7 protein-coding genes and 1 pseudogene (1 of these 8 cut by a window edge) are annotated in these 19,250 nt (G+C 67.8%); 3 read left to right on the top strand and 5 right to left on the bottom strand.

Annotation, left to right across the window (positions count from 1 at the left end):
• Window positions 1-40: 40 nt before the first annotated feature.
• Window positions 41-226, top strand: a pseudogene (gene rpsQ, locus GII31_RS17260) (30S ribosomal protein S17); the annotation flags it as partial.
• Between the two features lie 91 nt (window positions 227-317).
• Here rpsQ and GII31_RS17255 read toward each other — a convergent pair.
• Genes GII31_RS17255 through GII31_RS17235 form a run of 5 tightly spaced genes read right to left on the bottom strand, consistent with a single transcriptional unit; the run spans window position 318 to window position 4,354 of the window.
• Window positions 318-968: a Fic/DOC family protein gene (locus GII31_RS17255; protein WP_213244603.1), complete on the bottom strand. Its 651-nt coding sequence runs from the start codon at window positions 966-968 to the stop codon at window positions 318-320.
• 8 nt (window positions 969-976) lie between these two features.
• The gene (locus GII31_RS17250; RefSeq protein ID WP_213244602.1) at window positions 977-1,246 is read right to left on the bottom strand and encodes an antitoxin VbhA family protein; all 270 of its coding nucleotides are present in this window, start codon (window positions 1,244-1,246) and stop codon (window positions 977-979) included.
• Window positions 1,247-1,296: 50 nt separating this feature from the next.
• The gene (locus GII31_RS17245; RefSeq protein WP_213244601.1) at window positions 1,297-2,118 is read right to left on the bottom strand and encodes an ABC transporter permease; all 822 of its coding nucleotides are present in this window, start codon (window positions 2,116-2,118) and stop codon (window positions 1,297-1,299) included.
• Window positions 2,115-2,927, bottom strand: a complete 813-nt coding sequence (locus tag GII31_RS17240) for an ABC transporter permease (protein WP_213244600.1) — start codon at window positions 2,925-2,927, stop codon at window positions 2,115-2,117. Before GII31_RS17240 ends, GII31_RS17245 begins: the two co-directional genes overlap by 4 nt.
• Window positions 2,924-4,354, bottom strand: a complete 1,431-nt coding sequence (locus tag GII31_RS17235; protein ID WP_246221933.1) for an ATP-binding cassette domain-containing protein — start codon at window positions 4,352-4,354, stop codon at window positions 2,924-2,926. The genes GII31_RS17240 and GII31_RS17235 overlap by 4 nt, the downstream gene beginning before the upstream one ends.
• A gap of 718 nt (window positions 4,355-5,072) precedes the next feature.
• Here GII31_RS17235 and GII31_RS17230 point away from each other — a divergent pair.
• Together GII31_RS17230 and GII31_RS17225 are read left to right on the top strand one after the other, a co-directional pair.
• Window positions 5,073-13,082 carry an amino acid adenylation domain-containing protein gene (locus tag GII31_RS17230; RefSeq protein WP_246221932.1) on the top strand — a complete coding sequence of 2,670 codons (8,010 nt, stop codon included), beginning with the start codon at window positions 5,073-5,075 and terminating at the stop codon, window positions 13,080-13,082.
• Window positions 13,083-13,135: 53 nt separating this feature from the next.
• Window positions 13,136-19,250, top strand: the 5' portion of a protein-coding gene (locus GII31_RS17225; protein ID WP_260840072.1) for a non-ribosomal peptide synthase/polyketide synthase. The gene runs 53,804 nt beyond the window's last position; 6,115 of the gene's 59,919 nt are visible here — the first part of the coding sequence; the start codon lies at window positions 13,136-13,138; the stop codon falls past the right edge of the window.

Below are 19,250 nucleotides of genomic sequence, written 5' to 3'. Positions count from 1 at the left end.
GGTCGCAGGCAGGGCTCCGCAGGATCGTGACCCCGGCGAGGTCAAGCTGGAAGATCGCAAGAGCCACCCGCTCTACAACAAGATCATCCGGACCATCAGCAAGGTCAAGGCACACGACGAGAACGGCGATGCCGGCGTCGGTGACCGCGTGCGGATCATGGAGACCCGCCCGCTGTCGGCGACCAGGCACTGGCGTCTGGTCGAGGTGCTGGAGAAGGCCAAGTAGGCCTTTCCCGAAGCCCTGAAGCGGCCCGTTTCCCCACTCTGTTGACGCGGAGCACAGGGGGAGCGGGCCGCTTCGCCGTTTCCGGGCGCCGCTACCCGGCCGGAGCGATGAGCGCACGAAGAAAAGCGGGCACCAGGTAGGCCGGGTCCGGTTCGGTGTCCCGACCCCACGCGGTGCCGACGGTCACCTCGGGCAGGCTCAACCGGGAACCGTGGATCCAGTCGGCGATGCTCACCCGCGAGTAGTCGACCTCCCAACCGTGCTCCCGGGCCAGCAGCCGGACGAACAGCTTGCCGGCCCGCCCGTTGCAGTCACGGAACGGATGGGCGTAGTTGAGCCGCGCGTACACCTGCGCCAGGGCGGCAGCCGTCTCCTCGTGGCCCAGCGACGCCCAGCGCTGCCCGCGGACGAATCGTGCGGTCTTGCCCAGCTGGCCGTCGATGATGTGGGTGGGGGCGAAGGAGACGCTGCCACGAGCCAGTTCGTAGCCACGGCACCGGCCCGCCCACGGATAGATGTCGCCCACCAGGGCCACATGCAGCGCCTTGAGATGGTCGAAATCGTAGGTCGCGGCGATGGCGGTGGAGCCGTCGAGGATGCGCAGTTCGGCGTCACACGCCAGTACGAACTCGGCCCGCTGCAACTGCCGGGCGTCGGTGATGCCGAGCGAGTTGGCCAGGATGTAGGTGCCCGGGATGAACGTGGCCTCCCACTCGGCACGGGCTCTGCGCTGTTTGAACACGGTCGGGGTCAGCCGCCGAGGCGCCAGGCCGCGAGCAGGTCGGCGCGGCTGACCTCGCCCTGGCGAAGCCGGACCATCGTCGTCACGAACTCCTCATCGGGGTCCAGGCCCTCGTGCATCGCGCTGCCCAGGGTGCCGACGAGGTCGGCGCGGGCCCGCGCCGACAGCGGTGCCAGGACATCGCGGAAGCGGCCGGCCAGGTCCGCGGACTCCGGTGCGCCTCGCTCGGGGTCCGCACTGCCGGGACCCGCCGACGGTGGCGGTTCGGAAAGGCTCATGTGACGACTGTGTCAGCAAGTGCGGACATCCGCAGGCTTGGCGCGGGGAGTCAGCGACCCGACGCGGCCTTGTGGTATCCGCGCAGCGCCGGATAGATCGACAGACCCAGGATCACCACCGACCAGATCACCACCAGGATGAAGTGTTCGGTGACCGGACCGCCCAGCGACAACGACTTCATCGTCTCGACGGCCGGTGACATGGGCTGATACTTGACGATCGGCTGCAACCATTCCGGATACATCTCCAGCGGCACGAACCCGGTGTTGAAGAACATCATCACGCTCGAGAGCAACGACAGATACGGCACCAGGGTGACGCCGGGACGGGTGCTCACGGACACCGCCAGAACCATCATCGCGAAGGCGACCGCATACATGAACGCCACGGCGATGATGGGCAGCACCGTCCAGATGCCGTTGGGGAATCTGAACCCGATCAGGCTGCCGACGGCGAGCAGTACGCAGGTGGTGATGATGATCCGGATGAGTTCGCTGACGATGCGGGCGGTCAGGTCGGCGCCGCGGCTGATCGGCATCACGTACAGCCTGCTGAGCAGGCCGGTGGCGCGTTCATTGTTGAGCCGGATACCGGCGACCATCGACCCGAACATCGAACCGATCAGCACGATCATCGGTACGGTCCGGTAGGCGCTGTTCTGGCCGGTGGCGAGCTCGATCGAATCGCCGAGCACCACTTTGAGCATGACCATCGAGAGCGCGGGCATGAGGATGCTTTGCAGCATGGTGACCGGTTCCCGGGTCCAGACGATGAGCTGTCGCCCGATCAGCGGAACAGCCTGCGAGATGAGCGCTCGCAGGCTGCCCTCCGGTGGTGCGTCGGCCGGTGCCGGCATGATCATGATGGTCATCGGGTTGCCTTGTTCGCCTTCCGGATTCCCAGTGTCAGCAGCAACGAGCCCAGCGCCAGCAGGCCCAGGCACCACCAGACGGTCGGGCCGATCGTGTACCAGGACGCGTTGCCCTCGTCGAGGGAGCGCATAGCCGTCGCGAGCTGCGAGATCGGCTGGTTGCGGACGAACGGCCGAATCCATTCGGGGAACCGTTCGATCGTGCTGAAGCCGGTGGAACACATGCCCAGGATGATCATCGGCAGACCGGTGAGCTGACTGGTTGCCTGCGGCGAGGTGGCCATCATGCCGATGCCGTCGGCCAGGAGGCTGACGATGACCCCGATCGCGAGCGCGAGCGCGTACAGACTGATGGTGCCCCACAGTCCGCCCTGCGGCCGCCAGCCGATGACCAGGCAGATGAGGCTGGCGAAGATGATCGACACGGTGAGCAGGCCGACATTGGTGGCCATCCTGGCCAGGGTCGGGATCGCGCGGTTGATGGGCAGCACCCGCAACCGCTGGTCGATGCCGGTACCCAGGTCCATTGATGCCCGCATCGCCGAGGTGCCGGCGGCGAAGCCGACGGACTGCAGCACGATGATCGGCATCAGGAACTGGGCGTAGTCGATGCCCTGCCGCTCCATCACCCGGTGAAGCGGGAGGTAGAAGCACACGGCCAGGAACAGCGGGGAGACCACCGAGAAGATGAACTCGCCGCTCTTGATGACGTTCAGGACGCCTCGGCGGGTGAGCGCGGACAGCTGCCCCCACGAGCTGATCGACGTGGGGGACCGGCCGAGCAGTGTCGTGGTGTCGGCCGCGCTCATGAGTCGGAGTCCCCGGCGGCGTCGGGATCGGTCAGCCGCAGGAACACCTCGTCGAGGGAGGGGCGGCGCATCGTGATGTCCGACAGCCGTAGCCCGCTCTCACTGGTCCGCCGGACGACCTCTACCAGCGTGTCGGCACCGTCGGGCGCCGGAACGACCACCGTCAGGCCGGTCTGCCGGTGACCCGGTGGCAACAGGTCGGCGAGGATCGCGAGCAATCGCGGCAGGTCCGCGGCGTGTTCGGGGGTGACATCGCAGTACGAGGCGCCGGTCGCGGCCTTGAGCTCGTCGGAGGTGCCCTCGGCGATCACCCGGCCGCGGTCGATAACCACGATATTGTCCGACAGCATGTCGGCCTCTTCGAGGTACTGGGTGGTCAGCAACGTGGTGACACCCGCGTCCTTGAGCTGTTCGACCAGTGCCCACACGTCCTGTCTGCTGCGTGGATCCAGGCCGGTGGTGGGTTCGTCCAGGAACACCACCTTGGGTGAGGTGACCAGGCCGCAGGCGATGTCGATGCGGCGGCGCATACCACCGGAGTACTCCCGGACCCGTTTGTCGGCGGCCTCCACGAGGCCGAAATGTTCGAGTAGATCCGCACCCCGGGATTTGGCCTCGTCCTTGCGCAGGCCGAGGAGCCGGCCGAACAGGATGAGATTCTCCCGCCCGGTGAGCCCCTCGTCGAGGGCGGCGAACTGACCGGTCAGGGAGATCATCCGGCGGACCGCCGGTGCCTCCTCGGCCACGTCGTGTCCGTGGATGAGTGCCGTGCCGCCGTCCGGTTTGAGCAGTGTGCACAGCATGTTGACGGTCGTGGTCTTACCGGCCCCGTTGGGGCCGAGGAGTGCCACGATACTGCCCGCGGGGACACTGAAGGTCACGTCGTCGACGGCGAGGGTGTCCTTGAAGCGTTTGTGCAGATTGACGGCCTCGATGGCGATGGCCGACCGTGCGGGGGTGGCCGGGGTGTGGGTCGCGGCGGCGTGGACCGTACGGGCCGGGTTCGCCGGAGCAGCGGCCACGGCACCGGATAACCGTCGCGGCGCCGGTCCGGTGATCGGTATGCGCAGGGTCTCCTGATCGTCGTCGTAACCCGAGCCGTACTGCCCGCCCGAACTGTACCCGGAGAAGCCGTTGTGCCCGCCCGACTCGTGCGCGCCCGAGGTGTCCCGAGCTTCCTCCGGTACCGTCCGGCGCGAGTGCGTGGGCCCGCGCGACGTCGTGGTCACGGGGTCCGGTGACATCGAGGGCTGTCGTCGCGCCCGCAGATTGGGCGTGGTGGAGGGCGCGTAGCCACGTGCGCGCAGGTCGTCATCACCGTCGCGGGCGACCCGGTTCATCGAGCTATGCGGACCGTCGGCTGACGCGTCACCCGGGAATGCCGACGTGTCGGCGGGGTCGGGCGTAAGGCCTGCGGCCTCAGGCATGGTGCTCCTGGTGTCGTCGCTGGGATGGCTGTCGTGTCCGGCGGGGCGCGATGCCGCCTATGGGCATGGTGACTATCGACTTTGTGAAAGCATACTTCCCGGTTCTCGTGTGCCGGCCCGACACTGTCACGGCACTGCATCGATATGCCGGTGCGGCACTCGCCTCGCCGCGGGCGTGGCTACGGTCGAACGTCGAATGACATGCGATGTTCATGCAGATGTGTGTGACGACCGCTGTCGGTGACCCAGGAGGAGGGCCTCACGACTATTGATGGTGCATTTTCAATCGTTCGGGCTACTTTTCGGAGGCGATGTCCCTGCCCGGCCCACCGGTCCGGCGGGCTAAGTGCAAGGTCAGTCGCCTCTACATGCACATTCGCCCGTCGGTCGGGGGGATGGTCCGTGTCGTGCGTCGGCCACGGGGTGACAGAATGGTTGATGCCCTATGGTTAAACGCTCGGTATCGAACTCAGGAGTCGCTACGTGGTTGTAACGTCCAGTGTGCTCTGGTCGAACACCGGGGTGGCGGTAAACCGGGTTACGGTTTGGCGAACAGACACGCGGCTACGAGGCGGGAGTGAAGGGCGGTACGGATACGGCGCGGCGCTACCTACGTGATTTCCGGTGTGGGGGTGCAGAACACGTGGTGGTCAGAGGTGGCGAGCGAGGGAGGTAGAGGTCGATGACTGGGTCGAGCGCGGACTGCGGTGGAGATTCCGTGGAGCGTGTGGACGGCGTCGAGTCGTTGCCCGGCACTGTGCTGCCCGACGATCTGTTGCCGCTCACCCCCGCACAGCGCGGCATGTGGTTCGCCGAGAACCTGTCGCCCGACTACTCCGTCAACATCGCCCAGTACGTCGATATCCAGCACGCACCCGGCGGTTTCGATGACCGGCTCTTCACCGAGATCTGCGAACTCGTCGGCAAGCAGATCCAGTCGCCGTACGTGCGGATCACCGAGGTCGATGGCGTGCCCATGCAGTACGTCGACCTCGACTTCGACCAGCATTCGCAGATCATCGACCTGCGTGAGGACGCCGATCCCGTAGCGGCGGCCATGACCTGGATGGAAGCGGAATACCGCCGTCCGGTCGATCTGATCACCGATCAGTTCATCGTCCTGATTCTGCTGCGCGTCGCCGACGACCGCGTATTCTGGTACATGCGCAGCCATCACATCATCGTCGACGGCTATGCCGCGCTGTCCATCCTGCGTCGCATCGTCGACCACTACAACGCCGTACGCCGCGGTGAGCAGGTCGTCGACGTCAAGCCCGCGGCGACGATGGCCGAGATCGTCGACTACGAGAATTCCTACGTCACCGGCACCCGGCGCACGACCGACCGCGAGCACTGGCTGGAGCGGGTCCAGAATCTGCCCGAGCGGGTCACGTTGTCGCATGTGCCCACCACCGCGCCGCTGTCCTTCGACAACGTCGTGGTCAGCCAGGCCCTCGACGCCTCGCTGCAGGCACGGCTCGAAGCGACCGCCAAGGAGTGCCGTTCGTCGATGGCGGTGGTCCTCACCGCGGCCTTCAGTGCCTTCCTGGGGCGGATGTCGGGTACCGACGACATCGTGATGAGTCTGCCGGTCACGGGCCGATCCACGGCCAAGATCAAGCGGTCGGGCGGCATGGTGTCCAACATCCTGCCCATCCGGCTGCGGGACGTGTCGGCCCAGACGGTGCGTGAGCTCATCGGATCGGCGCAGTTGGAGATGACGGGGGCGCTGCGGCACCAGCGGTACCGGTCCGAGGACATCAAGCGCGACGCGGGTATGGACGGCAGTTCTTTCGGGTTCGGCCCGCGGATCAACATGGTCTTCTTCGATGAGCCCATCGCCATCGACGGGGCTGAGGTCACCTATCGCATCCTGACCTCGGGCATCCTCGACGATCTGTTGGTCAACCTGTACCAGTCGAGCCCCGGTGCGCCGCTGGTGGTCGATCTGCACGGCAATCCCCACCTGTACACCCGGGTCGAGATCGAATCGCATCACCGGCGCTTTCTGGCATTCGTGGAGCGGATGCTCAATGACCTCGACGCCGGTGTCCGCGACATCGAACTGCTGCTGCCCGGCGAGGCCGCCGACCTCACCGCGCTGCAGACCGGTCCGGTCCGGGCCTGGGACGAGCGCTCCGCCTGCGACACCGATCTGCTGGCGCTCTTCCGCGCGCGGGTGGCCGAGCACCCCGATCGGGTGGCGATCACCGACGACACCGCTGAGTGGACCTACGCCGAGTTCGACGCCCTCCGGCGCGCGCTGGGGGCGCGGCTGGTGGCCGACGGCGTTCGTCCGGGTGATCGCGTAGGCGTGGTACTTGATCGCGGCATCGAGCAGGTGGTGGCGATCTACGCGGCGCTGACCGCCGGCGGTGCGTACGTGCCGCTCGATCCGACCTCGCCCGAGGGCCGTCGTCGGCTGGTGCTCGACACCGCCGGGCCGACCAAGGTCATCGACGCCGAATACCTGGCCGAGATCGGTTTCTCCGCGGTGCCGGGCGAGTTCGGGACCGACGGGCCGGTGATTCCCCGCGCGGCGCGCACCGCCTATGTCATCTTCACCTCCGGGTCGACGGGTGTGCCCAAGGGCGTGAACGTGAGTGTGGCCGCGGTGTCCAACCGGCTGGCCTGGATGCAGGCGCACTATCCGGTGGGCGCCGGTGACGCGGTCCTGTACAAGACACCGTTCACCTTTGACGTCTCGGTGGGCGAGCTGTTCTGGCCGCTACAGGTGGGCGCCCGGATGGTGATCGCCCGCGCGGGCGGTCACCGCGACCCGGCCTATCTGCGCTCGCTCATCGTCGAGCGCGAAGTGACCAACGTGCATTTCGTGCCGTCGATGCTGGACGTTTTCGTCGACGCGGCCACCCCGGGCATACCCGCGCTGCCCGCCTCGGTGCGGCGCGTGTTCACCTCCGGCGAGGGTTTGCCGGCGGGGCTGGCCCACCGGGTCGTCGGCGAGTCCGATGCCGCGCTGATCAACCTATACGGGCCGACGGAGGCCGCGGTCGAGGTCACCGAGTACCAGGTGACCGGCGGTGAGCACGCCATCCCGATCGGCCGTCCGGTGCCCAACACCCGCACCTATGTCCTCGACGCGCAGCTGCGCCGGGTTCCCGTCGGCATCGCCGGCGAACTCTATCTGGCCGGAGTGCAACTGGCCGACGGCTACGAGGCCCAGTCGGCGCTGACCGCGGAGCGTTTCGTCGCCGATCCGTTCGTATTCGGTGAGCGTATGTACCGGACCGGCGACCTGGTCCGCTGGAACGTCGGCGGCGACCTCGACTACCTCGGCCGCACCGACTTCCAGGTGAAGATCCGTGGCCAGCGGGTCGAACTCGGCGAGATCGAGGCGACCCTGCGCGGTGCGGGCAGCATCGACGGCGCCGTCGTGATGGTCCGGCACGAGACCGGCTCGCCCGCGATCGTCGCCTATGTGCGGCCCAAGGCCGGTACACCGGTGGCCAACCTGTCCGACGCCCTGATGCGCTGGTGCCGCCGGCATCTGCCGCGCTACATGGTGCCCTCCTCCGTCGTGGTTCTCGATGCTTTTCCCGTCAACACCTCGGGCAAGCTCGACCGCGCCGCGCTGCCGGTGCCGACGCTGGTCCTCGATGAGACGGTCGAGTATGTGGAGCCGGAGACCCAGGTCCAGCACCGACTGGTCGCCGTGCTGTCGGAGCTGCTGGAGTCCGAGCGGATCGGTCTTCGGGACAATATCTTCACGCTCGGGGCCGACTCGCTGATCGCGGCCCGGCTGGCGGCGCGTCTGCGTAACGAGTTCGGTGTGGCGGTCTCGCTCAACGACATCTTCGACAGCCGGGACGTGGCCGAGTTGGCCACCGCGATCGACAGCGCCGACAACGTCGGGCAGCGGCTTCCCCTGCATGCCGGGACACGTCCGGCGCGTATCCCGGTCGCGTTCGCCCAGGCGCGGATCTGGTTCATCAACCGGATGGATCCGGACGCCCCGACCTACAACATGCCCGGTGCCGTCCGGCTCGGCCCGGACATCGACCTGCCGGCGCTGCGCACGGCGGTCCTCGACGTGGTGGCCCGGCACGAGATCCTGCGTACCAGGTTCCCGGCCATCGACGGTGAGCCCGTCCAGGAGATCCTCCCGGTCGCGGATGTGGCCGACCGGTTCGCCATGGACGTCATCGACTGTGCTCCCGGCGAGTTGGACGCCACGGTCACGGCCCAGGCCGCGCGGGGCTTCGACCTGATCTCCGAGATCCCGTTCCGGGCCTCGGTGCTGCGATCGGGCGGCGACTACGTCCTGGTCCTGGTGCTGCATCATGTGGCCGGCGACGGCGCGTCGCTGCGACCGCTGATCTCCGATCTCATGGCCGCCTACCTGGCCCGCCGCGACGACCACGCGCTGATGTGGGAGCCGCTGGCGGTGCAGTACGCCGACTTCGCGATCTGGCAGCGCGCCGTGCTCGGCGAGCCGGACGACCCGGACTCTCAGCTGAGTCACGAGCTGGCCTTCTGGCAGGACGAACTGTCCGGCCTGCCGGAGTTGCTGGCGCTCCCGACGGACCGGCCCCGGCCGCGCACCCCGACGGGGGTCGGCGCGTTCCTCGACACCGAGTTGTCGTCGGAGACCGCGGCACGGGTGCGGACCCTCGCGGGCCGGCTCGGGGTGACCACGTTCTCGGTGCTGCACGCGGCGCTGGCCGTGGTACTGCACCGGCTCGCCGACACCGACGATGTGGCCGTGGGCACCGCCGTCGCCGGTCGTGACGAGCCGGAGACCTCCGATCTGATCGGCATGTTCGTCAACACGGTCGTGTTGCGCACGCTCATCGATCCCTCGCTGTCGGTGGCCGAGGCGGTGGCCACGGCCCACCGGTCCCGCACGCGCGCGCTGCAACATTCGCAGGTCCCGTTCGAGCAGGTCGTCGACGCGGTCGCGACCAATCGTTCGCGGCTGCACAGTCCGTTGTTCCAGGTGATCCTGTCGATGCAGCGCGACCCGGTCGGGATCTCCGCCGACGATGGCGGGCTCGACGTCCTCGACGCCCGCGTGCCGGTGGCCAAATACGATCTGGGCCTGACCGTCATCGAGTCGGACGCCGGGGCGCCCCGGCTCGCGCTGGAGTTCTGCTACGCCACCGACATCTTCGATCACGAGACCATCGCCGACCTCTCCCGGCAGTTCATCCGGGTCGTCGAGGCGATGGTGGCCGACCCGGCCCGGCCGGTCGGCCGGATCGACATCGTCGACGATGGGGTGCTGGCGGGTCTGCGGCAGCCGCTGCCCGGCCCGCCCGGACAGACCCTGCGTCAGTTGTTCGCCACGGGCACCCGTTCGGTGGGCCGGCTGGGGCCAGCGGTCAGCGGTGCCGGCGAGATCATCTCGCACCGGCTGTTCGGCGCCCGGGTCAATCAGCTGGCCCGTGACCTGATCTCCCGCGGCATCGGTCCCGGAGATGTGGTGGCCATCAGCATTCCGCGATCGCCGCAGTCGGTGATCGCCCTGGCCGCCGTGGCCACGGCGGGTGCGGCGTTCGTGATGATCGATCCGCGCCATCCGCTCGACCGTAAGCAGGTGATGGTCGCGGACTCGGACCCGATCGTCGGGCTGACCGTCGGCGAGGTCGCAGAGCTGGCGGAACTGGACTGGATCGTCCTGGATTCGGCGGATGTGGAGCTGCGGCTGGCCGGCTACAACGGTGCGGCGGTGTCCGATGCCGAGCTGGTTCGGCCCGCCCACGTCGCGGACGTGGCGTATCTGCTGTACACGTCCGGCTCCACGGGGGCGCCGAAGGGGGTTTCGGTCGCCTCCGGTGGGCTGGCGAGTCTGTGCGCGGACACGATTGAGCGGCTCGGCCTCGACCACGACTCGTGCGTGCTGCATGTGTCGGCCCCGAGCTTCGATGCCACGGTCCTGGAGCTGATCATGGCGCTGCCGGTGGGCGCGGAGCTGGCCGTCGCCGATTTCGACACGTTCGCCGGCGCCCAGCTCGAGGAGTTCATCAACGAGCATCAGGTCACCCACACGTTCCTGGTGCCGGCGCTGCTCGACACTCTGGATCCGGTCCGGGTACCCACGCTCACCACGATCTGTGTCGGCGGAGAGGCGCTGCCGCCGGATGTGATGCGTCGCTGGGTGTCCCAGGACCGCCGCGTGGTCAACATCTACGGGCCCACCGAGACCACGGTGTGGGTCACCGTCGACGACCCGTACTCGATCGACGACGAGATCACCATCGGCCGGCCGGGAACCTCGGTCGGGGCCCTCATCCTGGACCGCGGTCTGCGTCCGCTGCCCCTCGGGGTTCCGGGTGAGCTGTACATCAGCGGTGATCGGCTCGCGGAAGGGTACCGGAATCAGCCCGGTCTCACCGCGGCCAGGTTCGTCGCCCACCCGTTCCTGCCCGGTGCCCGTATGTACCGCACCGGCGACCGGGCCACCCTGCGCGCCGACGGCCGCATCGAATACCACGGCCGTACCGATTTCCAGCTCAAGATCCGCGGTCAGCGGATCGAGCCGGGTGAACTCGATGCCGCATTGCTGTCGCATCCGGATGTGCGCAACGCCGTCAGCCTCGGTGTCGACGGCCCGTCGGGTGAAAAGGTCCTGGTGGCCTATGCGACGCTGTGGCCGGGGGCCGCGGTGACCGGTGAGTCGTTGGTCGCCTATGTCACCGACCTGCTGCCGGTGTACCTGATTCCGCTCACCGTCAAGATCGTCGACGAGTTCGCCACGACCGCCGTCGGCAAGGTCGACCGGTCCATGTTGCCACCTATCGACTTCACCGAGGTCGTGGGTGCCTTCGTCGCTCCGCGAACCCAGCTGGAGTCGGTTGTCGCCGACATCTTCGGTCAGGTTCTGGGCGTGGACCGGGTGAGCGTACACGATTCCTTCTTCGACCTGGGCGGCAACTCGCTGTCGGCGACCAAGGTCGTCGCGCGGATCGGTGCGGTCGTCGACCGCCAGGTGCCGGTGCGGGAACTGTTCGAACATCCGACCGTCGCCCGGCTCGCCGAGTACGTGTCGGGTCTGATGGCCGGTCAGGCCGCACCCCCGCTGGGGCCGCGAACGCGTGCCGCGGTGGTTCCGGTGTCGGGTGTGCAGCGCAGCATGTGGCTGATCAACCGCGCGGACCCGCATTCGCCGGCCTACAACATCGCGATGGCGCTGCGGCTGGCCGGTCCGCTCGATCTGGCCGCGCTGCGCAGTGCGGTGGGTGATCTGGTCCGCAGGCACGAGACACTGCGCACCAGCTACCCGATGATCAACGGTGAGCCGTCGCAGGTGATCAGCCCGCCGGACGCGATCATCGCCGGTCTGGTGCTCAATCCGGTACCGGTCGAGGGAGCGCTGGACGAGGCGATCCGCAAGGTCACCGCCACGGGTTTCGACATCACCACCCGGCCGCCGGTGCGACTGGCGTTGCTCCGGACCGGCCGGGACGAGTACGTGGTGGTGCTGGTGATTCACCACATCAGTGCGGATGGTGCGTCGATGGCGCCCCTGGCCCGGGATCTGATGACCGCATACGCCTCCCGGGTCGCCGGTACGTCCCCGACGTGGGCGCCGTTGCGGGTGCAGTACGCCGATTACACTCTGTGGCGTTCGGAGCGGCTGGCCGCGATCGGTGCCGACGGTGTCGACGAGGAGACCCGTCAGCTCGATTATTGGCGCGGCCGTCTGGCGGATGCGCCCGAGGTCATCACGCTGCCCACCGACCGGGCCCGTCCACCGGTGCCGACGTTCGAGGGCGAGCAGGTGCCGTTCGAGGTGTCCGCGGAGCTGGTGGCCGGACTCGAATCGGTGGCGCACGCGCACAACACCACGTTGTTCATGGTCACCCAGGCCGCGTTCGCGGTGCTGCTGGGCAGGCTGGCCGGCACCACCGACGTGGTGGTCGGCACCCCGTACGTCGGCCGCGGCGACCCGGCTCTCGATGATGTGATCGGTATGTTCGTCAACACGCTGGCGTTGCGCACCACTCTGGACTCCACCGAGATGTTCGGTTCGCTGCTGGAGCGGGTCCGGACCTCGGACCTGGCCGACATGGCCAATGCGGATGTGGCGTTCGATGAGGTTGTCGGCGTGCTGGGGCGCTCGCGCACCAGTGCCTTCAACCCGGTGTTCCAGACGATGTTCGCCTTCCAGAATCTGGACTTCCCGACCGTCGAGTTGGCGGGGCTGGAGATCTCCCCGGTGTCCGAGGAACTGGTGGCGGCCAAGGTCGATCTGCAGCTCACGCTGTTCCCCAGCGATCCGACGGATCCGGGGCAGGCCGATCCGGACAGGCCGATGCGCGGCGAGTTGCTCTTCGCGACCGATCTTTTCGATGCGGCGACGGTGGCCAGGCACGCTCAGCGGTATCTGCGGATCCTTGAGCAGATCGCGGAGGATCCGTCGCGGGTGGTCGGTGACATCTCAATCGCCACCCCCGACGAACTCTCCGACGCCCAGGCGGGTGCGGAGGAGAAGGCGCAGTTGCCGCTGCCCGAGCTCGTCGCGTCGGCCGTCGCGGCCACTCCCGATGCCGAGGCGTTTGCCGATGGCGGAATGACGGTGAGCTTTGCCGCGTTGTCGGCGATGGCCACCGCGATGGCGGCGACCCTGCCCGATGCCGACTCCGCGCTGATCACGGCACTGATGAGTCTGGTGCCGAGCTTGGCAGTGCAAGGACCGGAGAAGCTGGGCGAAGCGCTGGACACACTCCGCAGCAACGCGACAGCGTCGACATCGTCCACACTGTAGATGGCTCGAAGACTTTCTAAGACGTTTGCTGAATATCGAAAGTACGGAAAAACGTGACTGATCTCGAAGTGTTGGCTGCTGCATTCTCCAGGATCTGGGGAGCCGAACCGTCAACCGTCGATCTGATCGGCTTCGCCGCCGCCGCGGCTCCGGACCTGCCGGCTCTTCCCGGGACGCAGGTGCCGGTGACTTTTGCCCAGCTCAATGCCCAGATCTCGGCGACCGTGACGGTGTTCGCGGCGCAGGGGCTGGACACCGAGGCCGCGGTCGGTGCCGCCGTGACCCCGGCGCTGCTGGCGGCCGGCACGGCGCCCGGTGATCTGGCGGCCGCCACCGGTGAGGCGATCTCGGCGATCCGTACCGCGGCGTTCGATCTCGCCGGTTCGGCGGATCTGGGCTCCCTGCCGGGTATCTTCGCGTCGATCGCGGCGCGGTTCGGCGACAGGACAGCGGTGCGCGATACCTCCGGTGCCTCGCTGACCTATGCCGAGCTCGATGAGCGTTCCGATGTTCTGGCGGCCGGTCTGATCGCCGCCGGCGCGGGACCGGAGACGCTGGTCGGTGTGGCATTGCCGCGTGATGCCGATCTGATCGTCGCGCTGCTCGCGGTGTCGAAGACGGGTGCGGCATATCTGCCACTGGATCAGTCCCATCCGCTCGATCGGCTGGCGACGATCGTCGATGACGCACACCCGGTACTCGCGTTGACCGACGAGGCGACGGTCGGGGCGTGGGCGGAGTTGAACGTTCCCCTGGCCACCATCGCGGAACAGTCCGCGGCCGCCACCGAGCGCACTCGTGCCGCGATCCCGTCCCGGGTCGACGGCAGGCATCCGGCGTACGTGATGTACACCTCCGGCTCGACAGGTAAGCCCAAGGGTGTGGTGGTCACGCACGCCGATGTGGTGGCGTTGCTGTCGGCGATGGGTCGTGAATACGACTACACCCCCGACGATGTGTGGACGATGTTCCAGTCGTACGCCTTCGATGTGTCGGTGGGCGAGATCTGGGTATCGCTGGCGTGGGGCGGCACCCTGGTGGTCTTGGACTACCTGACCACCCGTACCCCGGACGAGTTCGCACGGGTTCTGCGCCGTGAGCGCGTGACGGTGGTGAACCTGACGCCGTCGGCGTTCTATCAGCTCGCCGGTGCCGTGCGCGAGCCGTCACCGGAGACATTGTCACAGTCGGTGCGGTCGATGATCTTCGTCGGCGAGGCCCTCGACTTCGAGCAGGTGCGGCGCTGGTTCGCCGATCGGCAGCGCTACGACGGCAACGACGGTCCACAGCTGAACAACATGTACGGGCCCACGGAGGCCACCGTATACATGACTCGCCGGGAGCTGACCCCGGCTTTTGTCGCATCTACGCTGGCCAGCGATGTGGGTGCGGCGCTCGATTCCTCACGGATGTACGTGCTCGACTCCCGGCTGGCCAAGGCACCCGACGGCGTGCCCGGCGATCTGTATCTGGCCGGCGATCAGCTGGCCCGCGGCTATGCGGGCCGGTTCGCGCTCAACGCCACCCGGTTCGTGGCCGACCCGCACGGGGCGCCCGGCGACCGGATGTACCAGTCCGGCGACGTGGCCATCTTCCGCAACGGCAGCCTGGAGTTCCTTGGCCGCGCCGACGACCAGGTCAAACTGCGTGGCTATCGCATCGAACTCGGAGAGGTCGAGGCGGCGCTGCTGTCGGCGGACGGGGTGAACGCCGCGGCCGCCGCGATCAAGGTGCGGCCCGGTTTCCCCGATCAGCTCGTCGGCTATGTGGTCGGTGCGTCGGCCGACGGCGGCGAGCTCGTCGCGGCCGATATCAAGCAGGCCGCCGCCACCAAGGTGCCCGACTACATGGTGCCCGACATCATCATGGTGCTCGAGCAGTTGCCGCTGAACGTCAACGGCAAGCTCGATCGTCGCGCCCTGCCCGACCCGGTGATCGAGTCGACGGTGGAATACATCGCGCCCGAGACCAACACGGAAACCGTGCTGGCCACGATCTTCGCCGAGGTGCTCGGTGTCGACGAGATCAGCGTGCTCCAGTCGATCTTCGACATGGGCGGCAACTCGCTGCTGGCCGCCCGGATCGTCGGGCGCGCCTGTGACGAACTCGGTGTCGATCTGAATCTGCGTGACCTGTTCGAGGCGCCCACCGTCCGTGCCTTCGCCGAACGCGCCGGCCAGGTGGATGCGGGTCTGCCGCCGGTCACCGCGGTCGTGCCGCGCCCGGACCGGATTCCGGTGTCCTTCGCGCAGGCCCGGATGTGGTTCATCAACCAGATGGACACCGCGTCGGCGGCGTACAACATCCCGGTGGTGCTGCGCATGAGCGGCGATCTGGATGTGTCGGCGCTGCGCGCGGCTGTGGTCGACGTGGTGATGCGGCATGAGGTGTTGCGCACCGTTTTCCATTCCGACCGTCAGCAGCTGAGCCAGATCGTCACGCCCGCCGAGTCGGTGGACGCGAATCTGGACTGGGCGGTGGCCGGGTCGGCGGCCGAGCTGTACGACGCCGTCGCCGAGGGCTTCGACGTGTCGGTGCGGACGCCTATCCGGGTACGGGTGCTGCAGACCCTGGCCGGCGATTCCCGGACGCAGCCCGAATGGCTGTTGGCCGTGGTGGTGCACCACATCGCCGCCGACGGCGAGTCGATGCTGCCGCTGGTCTCGGACATGCTGACCGCCTACGTGGCGCGGGCGGCCGGCCGGGCCCCCGAGTTCGAGCCGTTGCCGGTGCAGGTCGCCGACTTCGCTCTCTGGCAGCACGCCGAGCTGGGTTCGCCCGACGACCCGCAGTCGGTGGTGGGCAAGCAGCTGGCGTACTGGACCGGGCAGCTGGACGGTCTGCCGGATGTGCTCGAGTTGCCGACCGATTTCCCGCGTCCGGAGGTGGCGTCGGGCCGGGGCGGCAAGATCACGGTCGGGATCCCCGCGCTCGTCGGCGGGCAGATCGATGATCTCGCCCGGGGTTACGGCGTCACCCCGTTCATGGTGGTGCACGCCGCGCTCGCGGTGCTGCTGGCCAGGCTCAGCGCCTCCGAGGACATCGCGATCTCGACGCCGATCGCCGGGCGCGGGCATGCTGCGCTCGACGGGCTGGTCGGCATGTTCGTCAACACCCTGGTGTTGCGTTCTGCCGTGGCACCGGGAATGACGTTCGTGGAGTTGCTCGATCAGATCCGGTTGACCGATCTGGATGCCTTCGCCAACTCCGACGTGCCGTTCGAGACGATCGTCGAGGCCTCGGCCCCGGTGCGTTCCCAGGCCTTCGAGCCGCTGGCGCAGGTGATGTTGTCGTTCAATCCGGCGGCCGAGGTGGCAACTCTCGACATCTCGGCGGCGGGACTGCAAGTCACCGAGATCGATCCCGAAGATGTTCCGACGCAGCGCGATCTCACAATCGTGGTGTCCCCGGGAAGTGATGGGTGGCGGTGTTCGGCCACCTTTGCCACCGATCTTTTCACCGAATCCACCGTCGCCGCGATGATGGCTCGTTTCGTCCGGTTGTTGTCGGTGCTGACCGATGATCCGCTGCGTGTGGTGGGCGACGTGGATCTGCTGTCGGCACACGAGGTCGAGCGTCTGGCCGAGCTGCCCGCGCCCGTGACCCACACCATGAACGCGGGCCGCTCGCTGGTCGATGTCTTCAACCAATCAGCTGCGGCGCATCGTGATTCGACGGCGGTCAGTGCCCATCCGGGTACCCCTCACGAGCAGGTGCTGTCGTACGCGGAGTTGGCGCGCCGTTCGGATGCGATTGCCGCGAGTCTGGTGTCCCGAGGTGTGCGGCCCGGAGATCTGGTGGGCGTGGCCACCGCGCGGTCGGTCGATCTGGTGTCGGCGGTCGTCGGTGTGCTCAAGGTGGGTGCTGCCTATCTGCCGCTGGATGTGACCAACCCGGTCGGTCGCCTGAGTCATATCGTCACCGATTCCGGTGTGCGCGTGGTGATCACCGATAGCTCGACTGCCGGCCACGAGTTGTGGACCGTCATGCCCGCCGATGTGGCGGTCGTCGACGTCGCCGCGTTGATCGCGGACTCCGGTACCGGCTTCGTCCCGGTACCGGTGCTCGCCGATGCGCGTGCGTATGTGATTTACACCTCCGGTTCCACCGGCCTGCCCAAGGGGGTGGAGGTCACCCACCGCGACGTGGTGACCCTGATGGACACCACGGTGGAGGATTTCGACTTCCGGTCCGACGACGTGTGGACGCTGTTCCACTCGTACGCCTTCGACTTCTCGGTGTGGGAATTGTGGGGCGCCCTCTATCGGGGCGCGCGGTGTGTCATCGTCGGGGCCGAGCTGGCGCGCGATCCTGACGCATTCTGGGAAGTTCTTGCGGCGCAGGGCGTCACGGTGCTCAGTCAGACTCCGTCGGCCTTCTACCAGCTGATCGACGCGCGTCGTCGTGCCGGTGAGCGGGCGGCGGGGAACTCCTCGTTGCGCTACATCGTGTTCGGCGGCGAGGCGCTCAGTTTCGATCAGGTGCGGCGATGGTACGACACGTTCGCAGCCGACGATGCCCTGCTGGTCAACATGTACGGCATCACCGAGACCACGGTGCACGTCAGTTTCCGTGCGCTCGAACGTGACTCGGTGTCGGCGTCGGACGCCTCCTACATCGGCCGCCCGCTCGCCTCGCTCGGTATCCACATCCTCGACACCCGGCTCAATCCGGTGCCGGATGGTGTCGCCGGCGAAATCTACGTCACCGGTGGGCAATTGGCGCAGAGCTATCTGAAGCGCGCGGGGCTGTCGGCGACCCGGTTCGTCGCCGACCCGCATCCGTCGTCCGCCGGCGGATCGCGGATGTACCGCACCGGAGACCGGGCCCGCCGGGTCGCCGGCGACATCGAGTACCTCGGTCGCGGCGACTCCCAGGTCCAGCTGCGCGGTTTCCGGATCGAGTTCGGCGAGGTGGAGGCCGCTCTGCTGCACGCCCCCGGAGTGGTGGCGGCCGCGGCGCGGATCATCGTGGCGCCCACCATCGGCGAGCAACTCGTCGGCTACGTGGTGGCCGATGCCGATGTGGAACTCGATGTTCGGCAGGTACGCGAGACCGCGGCGCTGTACGCGCCCTCGTACATGGTTCCCTCGGTGGTCCAGGTGATCGGGGCGTTGCCGCTGACGGCCAATGGCAAGCTCGATCGCGATGGCCTGCCCGAGCCGGACTTCGGTTCCCTCGACGTGACCTATATCGCGCCCGAGAATGACAGGGAGATCCTTGTCGCCCAGGTGTTCGCCGATGTGCTCGGGGCCGAGCGGGTCGGGGTCACCGAGTCGTTCTTCGATCTCGGTGGCAACTCGCTGTCGGCCACCAGGCTGGCCGCGCGGACCGCGGAGGTGCTCGGCGTCGATGTGGCCATCCGCGACGTCTTCGACGCGCCTACCGTGAGGTCGCTGATCGTCAAGGTGTCCGACAACGCCAGTGCACTCGCCCCGGTCACCATCGTGGTGCCGCGGCCCGATGAGGTCCCGCTGTCGTTCGCCCAGCAACGCATGTGGTTCATCAACCAGTTCCAGCCGGGACTGCCCACCTACAACATTCCGGCCGTCGTCCCGGTGACCGGCGCGCTCGATGTCGATGCCCTGCGCACGGCCGTCACGGATCTCGTCGCCCGGCACGAGGTTCTGCGCACTGTCTTTCCCGCCGTCGATGGTGTTCCGGTGCAGCGGATCTGCGACATCGCCGAGTTCGACGAGCAGCAGGTCTGGGCGGTCGTCGGTTCGCGGGAGGAGCTCGAGAACGCGCTGACCACCGGTTTCGACGTGCGCTCGGAGTGGCCGCTGCGCGTTCGCCTGTTGCCGTCGGCCGATACGCCGGACGCGTACTCGCTGGCCGTCGTGGTACACCACATCGCCGCCGACGGTGAGTCGATGCTGCCGCTGTTCTCCGACGTGATCGCCGCCTATTCCGCGCGCGTCGACGGGCGGGCACCCGAATTCGATTCCCTCACCGTTCAGTTCGCGGACTACGCGATGTGGCAGCATGAGGTCCTCGGCTCACCGGACGATCCGGATTCGGTGGTCGGCAGGCAGGTCGGCTACTGGCGCGAGCGATTGGCGGGCATCCCGGACGTGCTCGACCTGCCCGCCGACCGGCCCCGGCCCAAGGTGTCCTCGCATCAGGGTGCGGAGGTGTCCTTCGCGGTGCCGGCGAGTGTGGTCGACC

The organism is Gordonia pseudamarae, from assembly GCF_025273675.1.
GTDB classification, from domain to species: Bacteria; Actinomycetota; Actinomycetes; order Mycobacteriales; family Mycobacteriaceae; genus Gordonia; species Gordonia pseudamarae.
The sequence above is the reverse complement of the archived record's forward strand: the minus strand, read 5'-3'. Positions and strand labels throughout refer to the sequence as shown.